Source organism: Bacteroidales bacterium, assembly GCA_014860585.1.
Taxonomy (GTDB): domain Bacteria; phylum Bacteroidota; class Bacteroidia; order Bacteroidales; family 4484-276; genus RZYY01.
The window spans coordinates 27,908-50,578 of the sequence record JACZJL010000109.1; the positions used below are offsets into that span (position 1 = coordinate 27,908).

General features: G+C 44.2%; 16 protein-coding genes. 6 read left to right on the top strand and 10 right to left on the bottom strand.

Features of this window, described 5'->3' with window-relative positions; translation table 11 throughout:
• Positions 1 to 27: 27 nt before the first annotated feature.
• Together IH598_11730 and IH598_11735 are read left to right on the top strand one after the other, a co-directional pair.
• The gene (locus IH598_11730; protein MBE0639181.1) at positions 28 to 1,473 is read left to right on the top strand and encodes a glyceraldehyde-3-phosphate dehydrogenase; all 1,446 of its coding nucleotides are present in this window, start codon (positions 28 to 30) and stop codon (positions 1,471 to 1,473) included.
• A 300-nt stretch (positions 1,474 to 1,773) separates the two neighbouring features.
• The gene (locus tag IH598_11735) at positions 1,774 to 3,423 is read left to right on the top strand and encodes a CTP synthase (protein ID MBE0639182.1); all 1,650 of its coding nucleotides are present in this window, start codon (positions 1,774 to 1,776) and stop codon (positions 3,421 to 3,423) included.
• Here the strand turns inward: IH598_11735 and IH598_11740 are convergent.
• The 4 genes from IH598_11740 to IH598_11755 form a co-directional block, all read right to left on the bottom strand.
• Positions 3,418 to 3,888 carry a hypothetical protein gene (locus IH598_11740; protein ID MBE0639183.1) on the bottom strand — a complete coding sequence of 157 codons (471 nt, stop codon included), beginning with the start codon at positions 3,886 to 3,888 and terminating at the stop codon, positions 3,418 to 3,420. The genes IH598_11735 and IH598_11740 overlap by 6 nt on opposite strands.
• Before the next feature lie 32 nt (positions 3,889 to 3,920).
• Positions 3,921 to 6,461, bottom strand: coding sequence for a carboxypeptidase regulatory-like domain-containing protein (locus IH598_11745; protein ID MBE0639184.1), 2,541 nt, complete (start codon positions 6,459 to 6,461; stop codon positions 3,921 to 3,923).
• A gap of 10 nt (positions 6,462 to 6,471) precedes the next feature.
• The gene (locus IH598_11750; GenBank protein MBE0639185.1) at positions 6,472 to 8,772 is read right to left on the bottom strand and encodes a patatin-like phospholipase family protein; all 2,301 of its coding nucleotides are present in this window, start codon (positions 8,770 to 8,772) and stop codon (positions 6,472 to 6,474) included.
• A 294-nt stretch (positions 8,773 to 9,066) separates the two neighbouring features.
• Entirely contained in the window at positions 9,067 to 10,251 is a 1,185-nt protein-coding gene (locus tag IH598_11755) for a PLP-dependent transferase (protein MBE0639186.1), read from the bottom strand.
• Positions 10,252 to 10,543: 292 nt separating this feature from the next.
• Between IH598_11755 and purB the strand changes: the two genes are divergently transcribed.
• The 4 genes from purB to IH598_11775 all read left to right on the top strand — a co-directional run bounded on the left by purB (position 10,544) and on the right by IH598_11775 (position 17,280).
• Positions 10,544 to 11,899 (top strand): adenylosuccinate lyase, encoded by a 1,356-nt coding sequence (gene purB, locus IH598_11760; protein MBE0639187.1) that lies wholly within the window; start codon positions 10,544 to 10,546, stop codon positions 11,897 to 11,899.
• Positions 11,900 to 11,976: 77 nt separating this feature from the next.
• Positions 11,977 to 13,071 (top strand): ATP-dependent 6-phosphofructokinase, encoded by a 1,095-nt coding sequence (locus IH598_11765; protein MBE0639188.1) that lies wholly within the window; start codon positions 11,977 to 11,979, stop codon positions 13,069 to 13,071.
• Positions 13,072 to 13,073: 2 nt separating this feature from the next.
• Positions 13,074 to 14,273 carry an L-serine ammonia-lyase gene (locus IH598_11770; GenBank protein ID MBE0639189.1) on the top strand — a complete coding sequence of 400 codons (1,200 nt, stop codon included), beginning with the start codon at positions 13,074 to 13,076 and terminating at the stop codon, positions 14,271 to 14,273.
• A gap of 286 nt (positions 14,274 to 14,559) precedes the next feature.
• A complete protein-coding gene (locus IH598_11775) occupies positions 14,560 to 17,280 on the top strand; it encodes a hypothetical protein (protein ID MBE0639190.1) in 2,721 nt (906 codons plus the stop codon).
• 201 nt (positions 17,281 to 17,481) lie between these two features.
• Here IH598_11775 and IH598_11780 read toward each other — a convergent pair whose 3' ends face one another.
• The 6 genes from IH598_11780 to IH598_11805 form a co-directional block, all read right to left on the bottom strand.
• On the bottom strand, positions 17,482 to 17,712 hold the full coding sequence (locus tag IH598_11780; GenBank protein ID MBE0639191.1) for an adenylate/guanylate cyclase domain-containing protein: 231 nt from the start codon (positions 17,710 to 17,712) through the stop codon (positions 17,482 to 17,484).
• Between the two features lie 605 nt (positions 17,713 to 18,317).
• Complete coding sequence (locus IH598_11785) at positions 18,318 to 19,733, bottom strand: MBOAT family protein (GenBank protein ID MBE0639192.1); 1,416 nt, start codon at positions 19,731 to 19,733, stop codon at positions 18,318 to 18,320.
• Positions 19,734 to 19,735: 2 nt separating this feature from the next.
• Entirely contained in the window at positions 19,736 to 20,773 is a 1,038-nt protein-coding gene (locus IH598_11790; protein ID MBE0639193.1) for a hypothetical protein, read from the bottom strand.
• Between the two features lie 45 nt (positions 20,774 to 20,818).
• A complete protein-coding gene (locus tag IH598_11795) occupies positions 20,819 to 21,256 on the bottom strand; it encodes a hypothetical protein (protein MBE0639194.1) in 438 nt (145 codons plus the stop codon).
• Positions 21,253 to 21,759, bottom strand: coding sequence for a nuclear transport factor 2 family protein (locus IH598_11800; GenBank protein MBE0639195.1), 507 nt, complete (start codon positions 21,757 to 21,759; stop codon positions 21,253 to 21,255). Before IH598_11800 ends, IH598_11795 begins: the two co-directional genes overlap by 4 nt.
• A gap of 47 nt (positions 21,760 to 21,806) precedes the next feature.
• Positions 21,807 to 22,583, bottom strand: coding sequence for a hypothetical protein (locus tag IH598_11805; GenBank protein ID MBE0639196.1), 777 nt, complete (start codon positions 22,581 to 22,583; stop codon positions 21,807 to 21,809).
• Positions 22,584 to 22,671: the final 88 nt, after the last annotated feature.

Sequence of the window (22,671 nt, forward strand, 5' to 3'; positions counted from 1 at the left end):
AATTTCAATAAATTAAACAAAGAAGTTATGGATAGTTTTGACAAATCATTAAAGTCGTGGATTGATGATGAGAAAGCTGCAGCAGAATTTATCAATGTACTCGGGAAATTATGGTTCGAAAAATCAATTGAATTAATTTGTTTGCGTAGCCAACTCATTGACCGGGGTCCGGGAAAAATTCTGAACAAACATGTACGTGCCGAGACTATTTTAAAAAAACCGGTTCGGATTCAGGATTCGCTTGTAATTGCCAAAGCTATTCTTGCTGAAGATGTTGCGCCGGCCAGAATTGATATCGGCAGATTAAACTCAGAGTGGACTGATGAAAAAGACAATTACAGTAATGCCAATGAGTTTGTTGTTGACAAGCTGAAAGAATTTATTGGCGCTCCGCCACGTAGTACACGCACCCAAGATGTTGTCCTTTATGGATTTGGCCGTATCGGACGTTTGCTTGCACGGGAGTTGATCAAAACGGCCGGCAACGGATCCCAACTTAGATTAAGAGCGATTGTTACCCGCAGTAATACCCCCGAGGATCTTAAAAAAAGGATTTCGTTGTTCAGGAAAGATTCTGTGCATGGGGCTTTCAATGGTGTTGCCAACGAAGACATCGAAAACAGCTGCTTTCACATCAATGGACATATCGTCCATATGATTTCGGCTAATTCCCCCGAAGATGTTGATTACACTGCTTATGGGATTAAAGATGCACTGGTTATTGACAATACCGGTGTTTGGCGCGATCGCGACGGATTGGGAAGACACCTTAAGTCAAAGGGAGTCAGTAAGGTGCTTCTCACGGCGCCTGGAAAAGGAGACATTCCAAACGTGGTTTATGGTGTGAATCAGCAAACGCTTAATCTCAAAGATGAAACCATCTTCTCGGCTGCATCCTGCACCACCAACGCCATTGTTCCGGGTTTACAGGTGATTTTGGACAGTTTGGGTATCATCAAGGGACATATAGAAACCATCCATTCCTACACCAACGATCAGAATCTGCTCGATAATTACCATAAAAAATCGCGCCGCGGACGTTCGGCGCCGGTCAACATGGTGATCACCGAAACCGGTTCAGGCTCCGCTGCTTCCAAAGCCATCCCGGCCCTGAAAGGTAAGCTGACCTCTAACGCCGTCAGGGTTCCCACACCTGATGTTTCGCTGGCTATTCTTACCCTTGAAGTAGAAAAACCAACTACTGTGGACGAGGTAAATGACCTCTTTTTACAGGCTGCACTCAAAGGCAAACTGATCGAGCAGATCAGGTACAGCAACTCTACCGAGTTTGTTTCATCAGATGGCATCGGGGATTCATGTGCATGTATTTATGATATGCCGGCTACCAAAATTTCGGAAGATGGCAAAACTGTAATCGTTTACCTATGGTACGACAACGAGTTCGGTTACACCTGCCAGGTCATCAGGCTTGCCAAGCACATCGGCCAGGTAAAGAGTTATCGCTATTATTAAGGTTTTATTCTCATAATTTTTGTCGAAGGGCGATCCCACAAGGTCGTCCTTTTTTTGTGGAAGTTGAATTCTCCGGTTCATGCGCTATTAGCAGTTGGGGAGATGTTATCAGGATGTCAGGTTATCAGGTTGATGTCATAGTTATTTTCAAAGGCCCGTTTTATCTTTTCGCTAATGGCCTGTGAGCTTTGGAAGATAAAATTGATTGAAATTGAAATCTAAAAGGGATAAAGTTCCCAATATCACCTTCAAATTCGAATCAAAGCATTTACTTTGCAGTAAATTTTAATTGCTGGGCAAATGGCTGAGACAAAATACATTTTTGTAACCGGAGGCGTTACTTCAAGTTTAGGAAAAGGAATCATTTCTGCATCTCTGGGAAAATTACTGCAGTCCCGTGGTTATTCCATTACCATCCAGAAACTTGACCCATATATTAACATCGACCCCGGGACGCTGAATCCTTACGAACACGGTGAATGCTATGTAACTGAAGATGGCGCTGAAACCGATCTTGATCTGGGGCACTATGAGCGGTTTTCGAACGTACCCACGAGCCAGGCCAATAACGTAACCACAGGCAAGATTTACCAGGCAGTCATTAACAAGGAGCGTCGCGGAGATTTTCTCGGATCAACCGTGCAGGTGATCCCACATATCACCGATGAGATCAAATACCGGGTTAAACTACTTGGCAACAGAGGTGAGTACGACATTGTGATCACTGAAATCGGAGGCACGGTAGGTGATATTGAATCGCTACCCTATATTGAGGCTGTGCGTCAGATGCGTCGCGAGCTTGGCAGCAACTGCGTGGTGATTCACCTTACCCTGGTTCCCTACCTGGCTGCCGCTGAAGAACTGAAGACAAAACCCACACAACATTCTGTCAAGACAATGCTCGAGCAGGGAGTGCAGCCGGATATTATTGTCTGTCGCACTGAACGGCCACTTAGTCATGCACTCAAATCGAAAATTGCCCTTTTCTGTAACGTGGACGACAGTTGCGTGATCGAATCCATTGATGCAAAAACGATTTATGATGTGCCCCTGCTCATGCTCAAAGAAAGACTTGATATTGAAGTATTACGCAAACTAAAACTACCGTCAGATCAGGAGCCCAGGCTGAAGACCTGGGAGGAATTTTTGAGAAGGATAAAAAACCCGACATCAGAGATTACTATCGGTTTGATCGGCAAATACGTTGAATTGAAAGATGCCTACAAGTCGATCAGCGAATCGTTCATCCATGCCGGGGCCGAAAATCATTGCAAGGTGAATGTGAAGATGATTCATTCGGAGCTGATCGAAGAGGGGGAGAACGAAAACCTGCTGAAAACCCTTGATGGAATTTTGGTTGCACCCGGTTTCGGTTCACGCGGCATTGAAGGTAAAATCAATGCTGTCCGGTATGCACGGGAGCATGATATACCGTTTCTGGGTATCTGCCTTGGGATGCAATGCGCAGTGATTGAGTTCGCCCGTAATGTACTCGGTTTGGAAAAAGCCAACTCTACTGAGTTCAACCAGAAAACCCCCTGGCCTGTAATCGACATGATGGAGGATCAGAAGAAAATATCAGGGCTTGGCGGTACCATGCGGCTTGGCAAGTTTGACTGTAACCTGGCTGCAGGCTCAAAAGCCTATGAAGTTTACTTCACCGAAAACATCTCAGAACGCCACCGGCACCGGTATGAGTTCAACAATAAGTTTTCCGACGATTTCACAAAAGCAGGCATGATACAATCAGGTATTAACCGGCAGGGAAAACTTGTCGAAATCATTGAGTTGAAAGATCACCGTTGGTTCATCGGTGTGCAGTTCCATCCTGAATACAAGAGCACCGTGGATAAACCCCATCCGTTGTTTGTCAACTTTGTGAAAGCCGCTAAAGAATTTGCTGCTGAATTCAGAGATAAAGATAAAAAGAAAACTCCGCCATCGTTATAGTTTATAAATAATCCGGTTATTCTGCAATTGTAACTTATTCATCTTTTTCCCTGCCTGGTTCATTTTTGAATAGCCGGAAAACAAAAACACCGAACCCAGCATTCCAATGGCTGTCCCGATCACTGCGATATCCTTTTTCCCATCATTTACCGCCATCACAGTAATAATACCCCCAGCAACCATTAAAGTTGTTCCGGTAAAAAAATGTCCTGTTGCCCTGATGATGTCTTCTCCGGGTGTAGTATAGAAATTATTGACCAGGTAGGCAGCAACATTTTCCAACGCATATGCATCAAAGACTTTATTTCGCCCTGAGAACCTTGAGATGAACAGCGAATCACTGGTAACAGTCTGTATTGTACATTCAATACGATCGCCAGATTTCAGGAAAACCACGTCAATGTCAGATTGTGCTGACGCTGGAAGAAAGCAACTTAGCAACACGGCTAACAAGAGAATCTTCATCTTCAATCGCTTTTAGTTTATGATTTCTGATTTTATAGATTAGGAAAAGTAAATTGTACTGATTCTGTGACTTTTAAATAATAGGCTTTTCCCGGAGTAAGCCACTGTAAAGTCTGGATTTGCTGATCAGGCCAGAATATGCCAAAACCGGCAACTTCCTGAATCATAATTAATCTTCGTCCTAAAACAGATTGCATACTGGCGCTGCTAACAGGCGTTTCGGACAGCACCGGGATAAGGTTCCAGCCCTCTGTCAGCGAAATGGTTTTATTCTGAACCGGGGAACCAACAATATTTAACTGGTTTGCCTCGCTGAGTTTGATCAGATAGCCCCTGCGGGCGTTCCAGGTTTCGAGGGTGTTGATGTTGAGCGCCGGATGATAAATTCCGTCATCACCTTTAATTAAAATAAGGTCCTGAGTGATAGGTGCTGTAAGGATTTCAATCTCCGGATTTATGGGATGAACATTCGATGAAATGCCGGCCCAGCCTGCATTTAAACTGATCTGTTGTTCCAAAATACATGAAATCAATGCTTTCCATCCGGAAGCTGTTGCTGACACATCTGATTTGAACTGAAAAGTCAATTTCCCTGATGGATTTGTTGCCATGATGGTTCCGGGCGAATTTGTCCCGCAGTAAGTTCCGATCAAAGGGGCGCTGGTGTTTGCACCGTCAAATATTTTCAGCCAGTCGTAACTGCAGGTGGAGTGCGGTTCAAGTGAAAATTCGAGAAAATCTGCTTTCACCATTGCCCCGGTGGTTTCTGGCGAAAAAGTCAATGTCAGGTTTGAGTTGTTGGGATAATTTCCGGATGCCCCGCCGGAATCGTAAAACAAACCATTGCAGGTAGTTATTGTTGAATTGCTCATCAGATAAACCGGGCTAACCCGGATAAAATCCTCAAAAATCTTAGTCGCTGTTTCTCCGTCGCTGTTGGTAATGGTGAGTGTCACATCAAAACTTCCCGCAGCATTATATTGAATTCCACCCGGATTTCGCTGTGAGGATGAAGCAGGCTGTCCTCCCTGGAATGACCATTGCCACGAAACCGGCCTGCCAAATGATTCATCGTTAAAATCAACTGCAGAGCCGGTAATTACATGATTCTCAGAAGCACTTATTTGGGGGTCTAACTCACCGGCATCCAGTTGAACATTCAGTGTTGTTTTATTATAACGATTTACATTAACAGCTGTAACCGTCACGGGTAAGTAGCCGGGCGCCGTAAACGTCAGGTTATAGGTACCGGCTTCCAGCAACCTTTGGTAAAATCCGTGCTCGTTTTCTGAATAAATATGCGAATTATCAAGGTCGTGTCCTTCAATGGAAATTTTTGCAACAATCGGATCTCCGGTTTCGATATCGGTAACTGTGCCTGCAACACCATACGTAACTTGTTTGATGTAATTCAACAGCGACCGGTAATTCCAGTCCCAATGGACTGGCAACTGAGTTGGGGGGAGTTTTTTGGTTTTTGATATTTCCATGGTCAATTCCCGGCAATTATGGAAATAATTCATGTAGTCCTGCCTCCCGCCTGAAATGGTGTACCAGGCATAGCCGTTGGTGATCCCGTTATTAAATCCATCCAAATAGGTTGAAGGAGAATAGATGTGCACTGTGTCCACATACTCGCGACAAACATAAATCCACCAGTTGTTGTCGGCTGCCAGCCGCGACCAGGTGTCCCAGGGATAATTCAACACCTCCTCTCCACCATGTGTGTTTCCGGACATTACGAAGTTGTTGTCTTCAGCCAGTTGCATAAAGGCGATGGTTTCCGGTTGCCAGGCTTTACCATCCGGGTGGGGGCCATCTTCCGGATCAGGATAATTCCGGTTCAGGTCAACATTATTGGCATTGTATCGCACAGCCGCGTTCACAGTGCTGTTGCCGCCTTTGTAAGTCCCGTCAGGGTTTGAAAGTGGATTGATCCAGATTTCCACATTGTCAAGCAAGTAGGTTACTTTTGGATCAGCGCCGTAATTGGTGAGCAGGTAATCAATCAGGCGCAGAAAAAGTACATACCCGGTCAATTCGTCACCGTGGATGGTTCCGGTGTAAAGAAACTGTGGTTCGGGTTCACGAACGGAGACATTTGTCGAAATTTTTGCCATCATCAGTTGCCTGCCCTGCACCGATGTTCCGATGCTGAACACCTGGCATAACGACGGATATTGGGTGGCAAACTGGTTCATCATGCTGATGTAGCCTTCATAAGTCGGGTAAAAATCCCAACTGGTAATTTGCCTGACATCTACCTCATCAAGCATAGTGAATATCGCTTCATCGGCAGGCTCTTCAAATACACGATAGGGAAGGTTAAATGTGAGAAATTGTGCAAACTCTTCTGCATTAGCATAGGCTACAACCTGATTGCCGTTCACGTTATCGATGGAAACAATTCCCGAGATTTTATTGAGCAGGTCGCGGTCATCAACTTCGAAAGTAAAATAAATTCCGGGAGTTTGAATAAAATCGATACCGGTGTTTTGCAGGATTGACCCTTTTTCCTGGCTGAATGCAGGAATGAAGGCTGTAATTGATAAAATGATAATTAGAATTCTCATTATCTGGTAGTTATTCGAGTGCGCGTTTATTAAAGATCAGGTACCCAATATTAAATGCAAAGAAAAACTTATCTTCAGGATTATCAAAATAATTCACCGAAAATGAAATCGGACAAAGAAATGTATTGTAAACAAGCGCGACTGAACCTGCATAGTACCTGTTTGCATATTCCTCCCCAAATACAGGTGTGTGATCTTGATTTTTAAGAATTTGCTGATAAGGCTGAAAAAGGTAGTTTTCGAACCTGAAGTCAAAATTTTTGGAAAGCTGAACAACAGCTTTAATGCCTGCAACGCCGTAATTGTAAGCCCTGTAATTGGTCAGAAAAATAGTTTTGCTTTCGGGAATATGCATGAATGCAGGCGCAGCAAGAAGACTTGAAGTATAGTTCGTGAAAAAATCCTGGTTGGAGAGCATCGCTTCACCATAAAAACCGAACCTGAACGGCCCTAACCGTTTAAAATAATTATCCCATACCATCCGGATCCTGAACCAGCTGTGGTATTGATCATTGTCCGGTATTTCGTTGGACAACGATCCGCTTTCGAATTGCTCCTTCCCGGAAATCAGATGCATTTCCAATGAAAAGTTCGATCCTGCATTGGCATACTGCTTCCGGTTGAGCGTGTTATGTTCCCACCTGATGCAGGCTTTAGTGAAATTAAACTTGGTAACATCGGCTGTATCTTCCCTGGTGAACAGATTGGACTGATAGTAAATATCTTCTGTCTGGCCAAAAGCAAAACCGGCATCAATCTTTGCTTTTGTGGAGGTGGGGACTCCCCCGGATATTCTTATATATTTTTCATTTTGAATAAGATAGGAGGGAGTGATGTCTTCGATAAAATGGATTGTGCTTGTAAAGTAATCAAAATGATTGTAAACGACTCGCGTACTGAAATAAAAAGGAGTTCGTGAGGGAAGTTCCAGTTTTGCTCCAAGCAGAACTGATGAATAGAATCGCCCGAAATAGACGTTTGCAGCTACATTCAAACCTTGTGTGAAAAGGTATTTGTAGTTCATTTCCACGAATCCGAGGTTGGCCACACGGGTGGATAAATTTCCCCCGAATTTTACATTGAACCGGTCCGACTTGCTTAGGTTAAGATCGAGATAGTACTTCTGCTTGTTTTCCTTTAAAGTCAGCGAAGGCATGCCGACATTAAAAAAGCCGTCAGCAGCTATCCGATAGTATCCCACCTTGACATCCTTGAGGGTAACTGTTTGTAGCTTATGAAACAACAACCTGTTCAGATAAGCCGCTTCATACTTGTTCAAATCAGCAGTGTTCAGGCTATCGATAAAATAAGGAAGCATGCGGGTAGTAAATGCTTTCCTTCCCTGTTGCACTTCTTCCGCAGTTCTGTATTGTGTGATCATCTCTCTGATATTTGACATCTGACGGTTGGTTTCCACATAACCACTGTCTATCAGTTGTGCAGCCATTGAAAAGTCGGTGAGGTTTGGCTTAACCAGGTTGGGCTTGATGATAATACCGTTTTCGACTGATAAATTGAAGTCGGCATCAGTCATCAGCATTTTTTGCACCTGGCTGATGATGTCATCGGGGTCGGGGCTTGGATAATTGCGTGATACCTGACTTCCGATGATCAGATCTGGTTTAAAAGCTTCGATGGCAACGTCCTGAGGGAAATTATTATACATGCCACCGTCGAAGAGCAACCGCCCTTCAATGCGAATTGGTTTAAAAACAAACGGGAAAGTCAGTGAAGCCCTTACGGCATTCCCAAGGTCGCCACGACTGAGAATCACAGGCACGCTTTCGTCAATGTCGGAGGCAACGCACCTGAATGGAATAAACAAACTGTCGAAATCATTGCCTGCTGCTGCATTGGCGGCAGCAAAGAGCTCCATGATTGCGAAATCCATTTCCTCAGATGATACAAGGCTTGAAGGGAGAATTCGTGAGATTCGCTTTGAGAAGTCAAAATCCAGATTGATCCAGGATGCATCCGGCTCACTCTCACGAAAAAAATTAGTGAATTTCGGATTGGGCTCTCCGGTTGACCACCTTTTCATTTCGGCGGATGTAAGAAATACTTCAATTTCAGCAGGGGAATACCCAGCCGCATAGAGCCCCCCAACAAATGCACCGATTGAAGAACCGGCAATATAATCAATGGGGATGTTGTTTTCTTCCAATGCTTTTAGCACACCAACATGCGCTGCACCACGCGAGCCCCCACCGCTGAGGACTACAGCAACTTTTTGAGCTGAAGCCTCCTGGCTTATCCACAAGAACAGCAAGAGGATGACTATTTTGGAAATTATCGAAAACCGCGGGTACATTGTATGTAGGTTAATGGCTTCAAAACAGAAAATAAAAGTAGATATTTTTTTCTCATACCAAAAAAAAGAGGCTGTCTTAAAAGTATTTCGTTTGGATTTTCAACGTTTTTTAACCCTTGATCCCTAAAGGGAGAACGTTGAAAATCAGGCTCCCTTTTCCCATTGGGATCCCTACGGGAAGGGACGGGGTATTCCTGATTTTCAACGATTCGGGTTAAATACAGACTTTTGAGACAGCCTCTTTTCAGTTGATGTTTTGAGTTCATGTATCATCAGCCAGCAAGAAAGTATGGACTATGCTTTTTCCAGCGCCTGGTCAAGATCGGCAATGATATCTTCCACATTTTCAATTCCAACGGCAAATCTGACAAGTCCGTCAGTAATCCCGGCTTCGATCTTTTTCTCGTGTGAGATTTTGGAATGAGTCATTGATGCAGGGTGCTGAATCAGCGATTCCACGCCACCTAAAGAAACTGCAAGTAAAATCAAACGTACGTTGTCCATCATCCGTTTACCTGCAGCCAAACCGCCTTTCAACTCAAAAGATATCATCGAACCCGGGCCATCCATCTGTTGTTTAGCCAATTCATACTGAGGGTGTGACTGAAGACCGGGATATTTAACCCAGGCCACTTTCGGGTGATTTTCAAGATATTCCGCAATTTTCATTGCTGATTCCTGAGCACGATCAATGCGAAGGCCGAGGGTTTTCAATCCACGATGTACCATGTAAGCCTGGTGGGGGTCCATATTACAGCCCATATTGGTCATCACCGGTTTGATCAGTTTGTGGTATTTTTCATTTGCTGAAATGATCATCCCGGCAACAATGTCCGCATGGCCATTGATGAATTTCGTCATGGAATGAACCACGACGTCTGCACCTAATTCGATTGGTCGCTGAAGATAGGGGCTGCAAAAAGTATTGTCCACCACCAGCGGAATGCCATGTTCATGAGCAAGTGTTGCCAGCGCTTTCAGGTCGGTGATGCCAATTGTCGGATTGGCGGGTGTTTCGGTGTAAATCATTGTGGTTTCAGGGCGAATGGCTTTGCGAACATTTTCGATGTCAGTTGTATCAACATACGAATATTCAACGCCGAAGCGGGAGAAAACAGTTTCCATAACTCCCCTGGCCGGGCCATACAATGAATTGTGGCTGACGATGTGTTTTCCTTTTCCAAGAAAAGCAAGATAAACAGTGGTAATGGCAGCCATTCCGGAGGAGGTAGCAATTCCGGCAAAACCGTGTTCAAGGTTTGCAACGGCTTTTTCAAGGGCTTCAATGGTCGGGTTTCCCAAACGAGTGTAAATATACCCGCTTTCTTCACCAGAAAAGCAAGCGGCGCCGTGGTCGGCGCTCTTAAATTTAAATGTGGAAGTCTGATAAATCGGTACGGTGGCACTTCCCAGCGGATCGTCAAACTCGCCGGCATGAACCTGCCTGGTGAGAAAACCAAGATTTTTTGCGTCTTTCATTCCAATTGTTCTTTTGAAAAAATGAATTAGTGAATTGCTGGCAAAAGTAGCGAGATTAATCCGATGTTTAGAGTTAATTCTTTGATTGTTAGCGCTAAGAGTTGATTTAGTGAAACTTATAAGAATAATTTAAAATGCTTTCTTAATAAACGCCTGCCTTAGAATCAGTTTGTTGATTATTTTTGTGGCAATATTTACTTCTTGCAAACGATTGGTTTACAAAATATCTGCAAAGGACACACCTTGCCAACTGCAAATAAATTTTCCAAATCAACAATTAAAATCGTGCATCATGAACTTCGATCAATTAAACGCCATTTCGCCGGTTGACGGAAGGTACAGCGATAAAACCAGGCCGCTTCAGGATTATTTTTCAGAGGCTGCACTGATCAGGTACCGCCTTCGTGTTGAGGTTGAGTATTTCATCAGCTTGTGCCAGCTTCCGCTTCCGCAGCTTCAGGATGTGGAACATGTTGTTTTTGAGCAACTCAGGTCTGTTTACAGGGAATTTTCGATTGAAGAGGCACATCGGGTAAAAGCGATCGAAAAGATCACCAACCATGATGTTAAGGCTGTGGAATACCTGCTGAAGGAAAAATTTGATGAAATGGGGCTTGGAAGCTACCGGGAGTTCATTCATTTCGGGTTAACATCCCAGGACATCAACAATACGGCTGTTCCAATTTCGATGAAAGAAGCATGGGAAAATGAGTTGCTTCCAAATTTTGAGAAACTGGTGAAAAAACTGCAGGTACTGTCTGAAGAATGGAAAAACATACCGATGCTTGCCCGAACCCACGGTCAACCGGCATCGCCGACTTTGCTCGGTAAGGAAATCCTTGTTTTTGTTGTCAGGCTGGAAAAGCAGCTAAGATTACTTCAAACCATTCCGTTCTCGGGAAAATTCGGAGGAGCTACCGGCAATTTTAATGCACACAAAGTGGCTTATCCTTCAATAAACTGGATTGAATTTGCTGACAATTTCCTAAATAAAACACTGGGAATTCATCGGCAATCAGTTACCACACAAATCGAACATTACGACGATATGGCCGCTTTCTTCGATGGTTTGAAGCGCATTAACACTATCCTGATTGACCTGAACCGCGATTTATGGAGCTATATTTCCATGGATTATTTCAAGCAAAAAATCAAGCAGGGTGAAATAGGCTCATCAGCCATGCCACACAAAGTCAACCCTATTGATTTTGAAAATTCGGAAGGCAACCTGGGGTTTGCCAATGCTATCTTTGAGCATTTATCTGTCAAACTCCCGGTTTCAAGGCTTCAGCGTGACCTCACCGACTCCACAGTAAGCCGTAATACCGGCGTTCCTTTTGCTCATACACTGATCGCCTGGCAATCGCTGCAAAAAGGACTTGATAAACTGGTTTTAAACGAAGAGAAACTTCATAACGACCTCGAAGATAATTGGGTAGTGGTTTCCGAAGCCATTCAAACTATTCTGCGTCGCGAAAATTACCCCAATCCTTATGAAGCCCTGAAAGATCTCACACGAAATAATCAGCGGATTTTCAAGGATGACCTTCACAGATTTATCGAATCCCTTGAAATTTCTGATGAACTAAAAGATGAACTGAAACAAATCAGCCCGTTCAATTATACCGGAATAAACCTGATGGGGTAGGGGAACTGAATTCAATTTCCTGGCAAATTCACTACATTTGCCGCCTTTTAGCAAATGAACTAAATTAATCAGAAAATATGAAAAGATGTTTGATTGTAACCGGAGGCGGCGACTGCCCCGGCTTGAATGCAGTGATCAGAGCAATTGTAAAACGTGCTTCCAAAGAGCGTGAGTGGGAAATCGTGGGAAGTATAGAAGCTTTTAACGGGATTTTGCGCGAGCCCACTGAAATAGTAATCCTTGATGAAGAAAAAGTTGCCGGCATTCACTATCGTGGTGGCACCATCATACAAACAACCAACAAAGGAGGTCCTTTTGCCTGGCCGGTGAAGAACAAAGACGGCTCCTGGACTACCGTTGACCGCTCGGAGGAGATGTTGCGAAAAATGCAATACCTGGGAATTGATGCAGTCATCAATATCGGAGGTGATGGTTCACAGCGGATCTCCAAACAATTATTCGACATGGGGTGCAACATCATCGGGGTGCCAAAAACCATTGACAACGACCTGACAGCCACCGACTCGACCTTTGGTTTTCAGACTGCTGTGCAAATAGCTACAGAAGCCGTTGACAAGCTGGTGACCACCGCTGCCAGTCACAACCGGGTGATGATCCTTGAAGTGATGGGACGCTATGCCGGTTGGATCGCCTTGAATGCTGCTGTTGCCGGAGGAGCAGAGATTTGTCTTCTGCCGGAATTTCCTTACGATGTTGACAAAGTGCTCGAACATATCAATCACAGGTTTGAACGTAACCGCGGCTTTGTAAACCTTGTGATATCTGAAGGTGCACGAGCAATTGGCAAAGATTATTCCACGTTGAGTGATGAAGAAATCGGTTATGAAAACCGTCGTCTCGGGGGTGTTGCCATCGTGCTGATGAATCAACTCAAGCAAGCCGGCTGCGAACACAGCATCAGGACAACAGTGCTTGGCCACCTGCAGCGTGGTGGTGTGCCTATCGCCTACGACCGTGTCCTCGCTACTCAGTTCGGCGTAAAAGCTTTTGAAATGGTGCTTAAAGAAGAATTTGGCCGCATGGTTTCTTACCGACATCCAGAGATTACATCTGTTTCGCTTGAAGATGCCCTTGCTCAGCCTAACCTGGTTGAGGCTGAAACTGCTCTGATGAAAACAGCCCGCGGGATTGGGATCAATTTCGGGGATTAGTTATGGATTCGATCACAAAGATTTTCAAGATCGGATACGGCCCATCGAGCAGTCACACTATGGGACCACGCAAAGCCGCCTGTCAGTTTAAAGAAAAATTTCCTTCTGCTGAAGAATACCGTGTGACGCTATTTGGCAGCCTTGCCGCTACCGGAAAAGGTCACCTGACTGACGTTGCCCTCATTGATGAGTTTAAGCCGAAAAAAGTCGACATCATCTGGAAACCGGAAATTGTAAAACCCTTTCATCCCAATGCAATTTTATTCGAAGCCCTCGATAGAGAGTGTAAACTGATGGGGGACTGGACTGCATATAGCGTTGGTGGCGGTGAAATTGCCGATCCTGAAATGCCCCGTTCTGTCGAAAATGACATTTACCCGCACACCAAAATGATTGATATCCTGAACTGGTGTCAGGAAAATGGCAAGCAGTTCTGGGAATATGTTGAAGATCATGAAAATGAGGATCTTTGGCCTTACCTCGCCGAAGTTTGGAAAGTGATGCAGAAGTCAATTAAAAGAGGGTTGGAAAATGAAGGTGTGCTGCCCGGCTCAATCAAACTTTCGCGCAAGGCATCCTCATACCTGATCAAAGCCAATGCGTTCAAAGGATCACTGAAGCGTCGCGGGTTGGTCTTTGCTTACGCCCTGGCTGTAGCCGAGGAAAATGCGAGCGGTGGAAAAGTAGTGACAGCTCCTACCTGCGGCTCGTCAGGTGTGATTCCGGGCGTTTTGTTTGCTTTGCAGGAGTCACTTAAATTTTCCGATCAGAAAATATTGCGCGCCCTTGCAACCGCAGGATTGATAGGGAACCTGGTAAAAACCAACGCTTCCATCTCAGGCGCCGAGGTGGGTTGCCAGGGCGAAATCGGGACGGCTTGCGCTATGGCTGCTGCCGCCGCTGCCCAGCTTTTTGGCGGTTCAGTAGCACAGGTGGAGTACGCAGCCGAAATGGGAATGGAACATCACCTCGGTTTGACCTGCGACCCAATCGCCGGGCTTGTTCAGATTCCATGCATCGAACGCAATGCCTTTGCAGGCTCAAGAGCATTGGATGCCACCATTTTTGCTGTGATGTCGGATGGAAAACACAGGGTGTCTTTCGATAAAGTGATCGTTACCATGCGCAGAACCGGAAAAGACCTTCCCAGTCTTTACCGCGAAACCTCCGAAGGCGGACTGGCAGTTGATCATCTGGGGTGATTCGAAATGGTTTTGCAGTTCGATTAACTAGTGCAGTAAAGAATGTGTATTACAGAATGTGCCAGCAATAGTTAAAAATCTAAGTCCCAACTTACCTCATTGAACTTCATTAGATTTTTTTAAGAAAATAAGTGTGTCAATTTATCACCAGTTGGTGTGCTTTTAAGAGACTCACTTATGTACCTATTTAGATTTATTATTTATTGCACGGATTTGTTGGCATTTATTTAATACTGAATTACCTTTGTTTTATTTAAAGATTTAGTAACCATTAATGTCAAGTCAAATGAAAACAAAACCAGCCCTGTTATTAGTGATTTTAGGATTAGTAAGCATTTTTTTGACAAGTACCAAAAACCCAAAAGATGAACAATACATTGTGATCACTTGGAATGACCTGGGGATGCACTGCAGTAACATGGATTTTTCGAAAATTGCTGTACTGCCGCCGTATAATAATCTGACCGCTTATGTGATTAAAAAAGGGTCAGCCACGACATCACCCGAAATTCTTACCACCGGTTATACAGTTAACTATGAGGTTCCGGGCAATACGTATTCGGTTGGCAAAACCAATTTCTGGAGTTATGAAGATTTACTTTTTGGGGTTAATTTACCCGATAATATTGGGCTAACTGGTGCTGGATTAAATGGGCAAATGGAGATAAGGGAAAATTCGTTTTTCATCGATGGAGTTCCAATAACACCTTACACCGATGCAAACCTGGTTACCGAAGACCCATACCAGTTGGCTCTGGTTCAAGCTTACGACGGAAGCGGAAATCTGCTAGCAACAACACAAAACGTTATTCCGGTTTCAAACGAGATGAATTGTGTAAGTTCTGGCTGTCATGCCAGCGAAACAGCCATTTTAAATGCACATAATTCCGAGGGAGGTTTTGACCCCTATAATACACCTATTTTATGTGCCAACTGCCATTCATCCAACGCCTTGGGTAAGCCGGGAGTGGAGGGGGTTCCTTCTTTTTCGGAAGCCATGCATGATAAACACAAGGATAAAACCAATGATTGTTATCAATGTCATCCGGGGCCCAATACACAATGCTACAGGGATGTAATGCATGCCGAAGGAATGGTTTGTCAGGATTGCCATGGATCTGTTGCAAATGTTGCTCTAACCATCCAAAATGGCAGACAGCCCTGGTTGCAGGAGCCATCCTGCGGAGCCCTGGAATGTCATGGCCAAACGCACGCCGAAGAACCCGGTAAACTTTTTCGCAATTCGAAGGGACATGGGGGGTTGTATTGCAGCACCTGCCATGGTTCGCCGCATGCCATTTTACCCAGCGAAAATAACAGAGATAATCTGCAAAACATCGCCCTGCAGGGCTTTGCCGGAACACTGCGCGACTGTTCGGTTTGCCATGGGATTACACCTGAAGGACCCGGGCCTCACGGATATACACCACAACCCGGTGGCGGAGAAGATTTCGTTGTAATGGCCTGGAATGATTTGGGAATGCATTGTGCAAACAAGGATTTTTCGAAAATTGTGGTTCTTCCACCGTACAATAACATCAAAGCAGAGCTGATAAGAAAAGGAACCGAAACAAGCTGGCCCGAAGTGGTGACCACTGGTTATCAGGTTACCTATGAGATTCCTGGAAACACTTATTCAGTGGGCAAAACAAATTTCTGGAGTTATGAAGACCAAATATTTGGTGTTAACCTGCCTGACAACGTTGGATTGACCGGCGCCGGTTTAAGCGGAGATATGGCCATCAGCGGAAAGAGTTTTTTTGTTGACGGCGTGCCTATCGCACCTTTCACAGATGCAAACCTTGTTGTGGAAGATCCTTATCAACTGGCGCTAATTAAAGCATTCGACGGAACCGGCAGACTTTTGGCCACCACACAACCGGTGATTCCGGTATCCAACGAAATTAACTGTGTGAGTTCAGGATGCCATTCGAGTGAAAATGCAATTTTAAATCAACACAGCGACGATGGAGGTTTCAATCCAAACAACACACCCATACTTTGTGCAGAATGTCATGGTTCGAATGCCCTTGGATTGCCGGGAACACCGGGCTTAGGTTCGCTATCCCTGGTAATTCATGAAAAGCATAAAAGCTCAACTAATGATTGTTATAAATGCCATCCCGGCCCAAACACACAATGTTACCGCGATGTAATGCATGCAGCAGGAATGGTGTGCCAGGACTGTCATGGGAGTATGGAACAAATAGCTTCATCCATCGAAAATGGAAGAATACCGTGGCTTCAGGAACCATCCTGCGGTTCAATTCAATGTCATGGTCCGGCATATGCTGAAAATCCAGGAGAACTTTTCCGCAATTCAAAAGGTCATGGCGGCTTATATTGCAGCACCTGTCATGGTTCACCTCATGCTATCGTTCCGACAACGAACGACCGGGATAATGTTCAGAACATAGCACTTCAAGGCTATAAAGGAACATTAAACAACTGTGCAGTTTGTCACGGTAATATCCCGGCTGGAGCCGGCCCTCATGGTTTGCCAGGGCCGACTGTTGCCGAGCAAAGCATCCAACTTCCCGGCGGATGGAGCGGCATTTCGTCATATTTAATACCGTTAAACAAGGAAGTTAATTATATTTTCGAGCCGGTGATGGATAATTTTATTCTGTTGACCAACAACTACCAAACATACTGGCCTAATCAGGCGGTAAACACCATTGGTGACTGGAAATCAGACCAGGGGTATATTGTAAAAATGCAAAATCCAGATGTTCTTCCTTTTAAAGGAATTGTTGAAGCCAACAAGTCGCTATCACTTAGTAGTGGGTGGAATATCATGCCCGTACTGAGTAATTGTCCTGTTACCGTAGATCAACTCTTTGCTGCCTACCCAGTTCAACTGGTAATGGTGAAAGAGGTTGCCGGATGGAAAGTTTATTGGCCAGGAATGGGTATAAATTCACTTCAAACGCTTAGCCCCGGAAAATCCTATTTCGTGCTAACAAATATCCCTGTTAGCATTGTTTTTCCAGCTTGTGTAAAATAATTTGAAAAAGAATATTTTGGTGGATTAATCAGTCTCACATTTAAAAGCTAACTTTTTTAAAGCAACTATTCCGTTTTTTTGGTTTATCATCTCAGCAAGAGTGTTTTAAGTCAATATAGTATTGATCTGAAGAATACTTTAGAGATTGTCCTTTTGGAATGATGAAAAGCTAATAACTGATCAATAAATGGAAGCAGGTAATTATTCCACAACCTCGTAAATTTTGAGCTCTCCGGATTTATTTTTCAGGCTGACGTTACCTAGTTCTGCACACTTGAAAAATTGCCTGATCTCTTCATAACTTTTTTCACTGATCACAATCTGGCCGGGTTTTGCAGCGCTTTGAAGCCTTTGGGCTGTGTTTACCGTATCGCCGATTACGGTATAATCCAACCTGCGAATGGTGGACGAACCAATATTCCCGCTGACCATTTCGCCATAGTTGATCCCAGTGGAAACTTTTGGTTTGAAATTAACGCTGCCTGCTTCAGGTAGCTCATTTATTTTGTCTCTTACGGCCGACAGGCGTCAATAGCCCTGATGAGAAGTTCCCATCATAAGCGCTCAGTTTCACTCTTCAATCCTACTGCAGGAAAGAATAAAAGCAGGATTTTCAAATTTGATGTTGCCCTGGCCGTCATTTCCTTTGCCAGCTCATTAGGATCACTATCGCTGTAATCATCAATCAGTAGCAGAAAATGTTCGGGAATCATCTCAAGCAACAGAATAGCGATTGTTCCGACGCCAATGTCGCCATCAATGCATTCTCAACCAGTGGTGGCGCCAAAAATCAGGATGCCATGCTGGTCGAGGAGATTATTCATCGTATCGACGTCAAGTTTGATGGGGATAAATACCCAAGCCAGCGTTGGCTTAAAGCCGTCTGCCATGCAATGGCTTAATTATGAGCGGATTTCTTCGGCAGATTTTCCTTTGTTAGATTTTGCTTTCATAGGTCTGGGTTAACTTTCATTAGCTAACAAATTCGAGTGTTTATTGTTTGTCAGGCTGCATGCTGTTGTACCCGAAAACTCTTGTTAAAACTGAAAATATATGAATTGCTCTTCACTACCCTGTGCAATGGTCAGCAGGATGAAAAGGCAAGCCCAAATGATACCAAGAATCCAGGGAGACATATTGTGAGCTACCAACTTAAGGCTTCTGTTTCGCATGAGCCAATGAACAAGAAACAAAATGCCCACCAAAACAAAGACTTTGATCAGGTCAAAATATTCAAGTACTTTTTCCCCATCAACGTTAAGGAAAAGCATTGATTCGATCATCCCTGCTGCAGTCTGAAATTCTCTTGCCCTGAAAAACACCCAGGTGAAATTGACCAGAGTAAAAGTGGCAAAAGCCAGTAAAATTCCATTCCAAACTGTTACTTTGACAGGGATGTATTGTTTTAGAACCCTTTCTATCACAAGATAAACACCATGCAGCATTCCCCAAACAACGAAAGTCCAGGCAGCGCCATGCCAAAGTCCGCCCAAAAGCATGGTTAACATTAGAGCAACGTACATCCTGGTGAGGCCAAAGCGGTTGCCACCAAGAGGGATGTACAAATAATCGCGCAGCCAACTGGAAAGAGAGATGTGCCAACGCTTCCAGAAATCGGAAAAACCTATGGCGCCATAAGGATAAAGGAAGTTATCGGGAAGGATGAATCCCAGCATAAGCGCAATTCCGATGGCAGCAGTGGAATATCCTGCAAAATCGAAGAAAATTTGCCCGGAAAAGGCAAGTGTGCCTGCCCATGAATCCCAGAAATTCAACACTTTACCGGCATTGAATACGCTATCGGAAACTCCGGAAAGCAACGTATCAGCCAAAACAACTTTTTGAAATAAACCCAAGGTCAGCAGAAATAACCCCCAGACAAACTGGTTGATGGTGGCTTTGCGGGGCTCATAAAACTGGGTGATCAGGTCTTTTGCCCTTACAATCGGACCTGCAACCAGTTGAGGGAAAAAGGTAACATAGAGGGCAAAATCGAGAAAAGTCCTCGCCGGCTGGATTTTTCTATAGTACATGTCAATGGTGTAGGACATGGTCTGGAATGTATAAAACGAAATTCCCATCGGAAGGATAATATCGAGCGGCCTGGCCTGGAAAGTAATACCGACAGCATCGGCAAGGAAGATAAAATTCTCAAGCAGGAAGTTGTTGTATTTGAAAAATGCCAGAAAACCAAGATTAACGAACATACTTAACAGCAACCATAGTTTTCTTGCTTTTGGTCGTTCCTCTTTAAAGAGCTTATTTCCAGCCACCCAGTCAACCATTGTCGAAATCCAAAGCAACAAAATCAATGGAGGATTCCATAATCCGTAAAACAGGTAACTGGCCAACAGCAACATTCTTTTTTTGAAATTCCAGCTAAAAATTGGAGTGTAGTAAAGCGCTAACACTGCAATGAAAAAGAAGATAAAACCTATTGAATTGAAAAGCATGGTTAGTTGTTTTTGTGTTTTGTAATGGCTCCATCGGAAACCAAAATTCTGGATAGTTCCTGTGTGAAGATTTCCGCATCAGGCGCCGATAAATGTGACCATTCCGGACATTCAAACCGGTTGAGCTGGTCATAATCTTCAAAGTGATAACCTTTGGCTTTTGATTGAAAAACAAGTTCATCCCAAAATTCATTTCTGGGGAAATACATATTTTCGGCAGCCCGCAATCCCCCACTCGAAGGACATTTTACCAGGATCAGGTTTCCCCCGCGTGCCTGGAATTTTGCTGCATCCTCCAGAAAGAAGGCCATGGTAGATTTCTTATCGGGTGGAGGCGCATTTTCACCAAAAAATTTCCACACCCGGATTATACTGTTGGCAAAGGCGGTATCGGTTGCAGTTTTTTCAGACATTCTGACATTTCTGTCGACCGCCACGTGCGAAAAGTTACGGAACGGTGGTTTTGGATAGGCGCCAGTTCTGTTCCCAATGCGGATGCGTCGGAGCAACGACCTGAGATCAATATCGTCGTACCATTGTTCTTCACTGATCGAAACAAAAGCAAAGTTCTTTTCCAGCGGCAGACCCGACCAATGGTTGAGTCGTTGTGCGAAGGTTCTGCTGTGATAGTGGTCAACCTTTGATTGCGCCCGTTTCCAGGGTGGCGCCTGAGGAAAGGTTGTGGAAAAGAACAGTCCCTCTGTTACGCCAACAATCACAGTGCCGGAGAAGTCAGTATTTTCGACAATATCTCTGAATACCGGCAACGGGCTTGAACCGGGGCTGGCAAGCATAAGCGGCCTTCTCCCGACCTCGTTTTCCCAAACATCCAGTTGAATGCCAAATAGTACACGGGATGACCCGACTATTACAAAGTCAGATTGATCCATGGTTTTCAGTTTAGCTCTCTGGACAGCCCAAAGTTCTTTGTCGTCGTTAATATCAGGATATTTCCCCTTTGAGCGCCAGTAAATTTCCCACAAGGTTAGGCTCACGATACTCAAAACAAGGGCTATGATTAGTGATTTTTTGAGATTCATCATCAGTGATAAAATTGGTTATTCATAATTTGTTAAATGGCCATTTCAGGCTCCTACCCATTTTTCAAAACTTGCATTGACCTCACCTTCCGGGTATGTCCAGTCAGGTTCTAAGCGCAACCCACCTTCCTTTCGCCAAATAAAATCCATTGCTTCAGCAATATCGTTGAGATGATGAATTTTGACCAGCAAAAGAACCTGGTCTTCCAATTCCACTTTTCCGATGTCAGATGAAATGTTTTGGGCAAGGAGTGCATTGAAGATAACTTCAGCCTGGCGCTCATCGTAAGTGGCCCAAACTATTCCATGGTTACCGGAAAGAAGGGCTTTTTCATCCAGCGTGACATCAATACCAAGGGGAGTTCCCGGGGGTAGTTCAGGGATGTTTTTGTTGCTCAGCGACTTCCAGGAAACAGAGATACCCGGACGGAGTATGATTTCTCCATCCAGGCTGAATATCCCTATTTTTTTAATAAGCTTCAAGGTGTTTGAGATTGGGCTTCCAGTTTGTAAAGTGCAAGGGCAATTTCGGCGTTGTTCCAGTAGCCGTGCTCACGCACAACCTTTTGATTGATGAACCTCAGGGTGATGTGCAGTGGTATTTTGAATTCTTCACCGGTTGCTTTCAAAGTTCCCTTCCATAATCCCCAGTAGTTAACCCAGGTTTCGCCTTCATCGGTGATCACCATTTCGTAAAAACTTTCTTTATCTATTAAACGAATGGACGAGAAGAGTTCATGGTCTTGCTTATGTTCTTCAATTGCAGCATCAATCGAGATTCCTTTTTTCTCAGGTACATTGTTCTGGATTTTTGCTGTGTCGGCATAATGCGACTTCATTGCATCCCAATCCGCATCAACGTAAGCTTTAAGGATTGACTTGGTGACTTCGATTTCAGGGGAAGCTGAGAAATAGCGCACCGGTTGATTTGTATTGCATGCCGTAAAAAGTACAACTGCAAAAAGTAAATAGATGACTTTTTTCATAAGAATCTATGTTATTTGTTTGTAAACGAATTGATAAAAAAAAGTACTTATTTCGTTGGTGGATTATGACTCAGGTCTGTATCAAGTTTTAACAGATATGACCATGATTCTTTAATTGACTCGCGGAATTCGGACTGGAGCTGATCTCTTTTTTCTTTTCCGTTAGCTTTTTCATAGATGTCCCACACATTGTCCCTGTCCACATCCAATGCGGCAAAGTTGGCGAAAGGAGTGGCTACAAAGAAATCAGCAGCATCTTTACTGCCACCCATAAGGCTGTACCAGTATCCGCGTGATGATCCTTCGGCCTGTTTTGTAGCATCCGACACCTGTTTAACGATTTCTCTGAATTTCGTTCCATTGTTTACCTGCCATGAGGTTACCCACAACACCTGGTCGGGATTGGGATACGCTTTACTGAATTCCGGCATGAACCTGGCAAAATTGCTTTCGGAGGTTTCGATGTGCGGATAGATCAATTCACGGCTTAAATCACGACAGTTTTTCCCGTCATCATCGGTTTCATCCATTTCGGCCCAGTTGGCCATTCTCGAAGTTAAAATGTACACATTCCCTTCGCCATTTATTCTTTGCCACATATTCCAGGTCCATTCGCCCTTGTTCTCAATGTAGCAAGCTTTCCATGCTTTTACGCCTTCGCGGAACTGGAGGTCATGGCCACGTTTTACTGTGAATTCGGTCATCGAAAGGATGAACCCTTTTTCGGCTTCCTGCGCCTTAACTCCATTGCTGAATAGCGTTGATGTAGCAATAAACACCATTGCAAATAATAAATTTGCCATTTGTACTCTGATCGTTTTCATAATTGATATAATTTAAAAATGCCTACTCTTTGATAAAGGATTTTCGGCTTGCTCCTTTGTTCAAATGAACTGCGGCAAAAGTACTTCG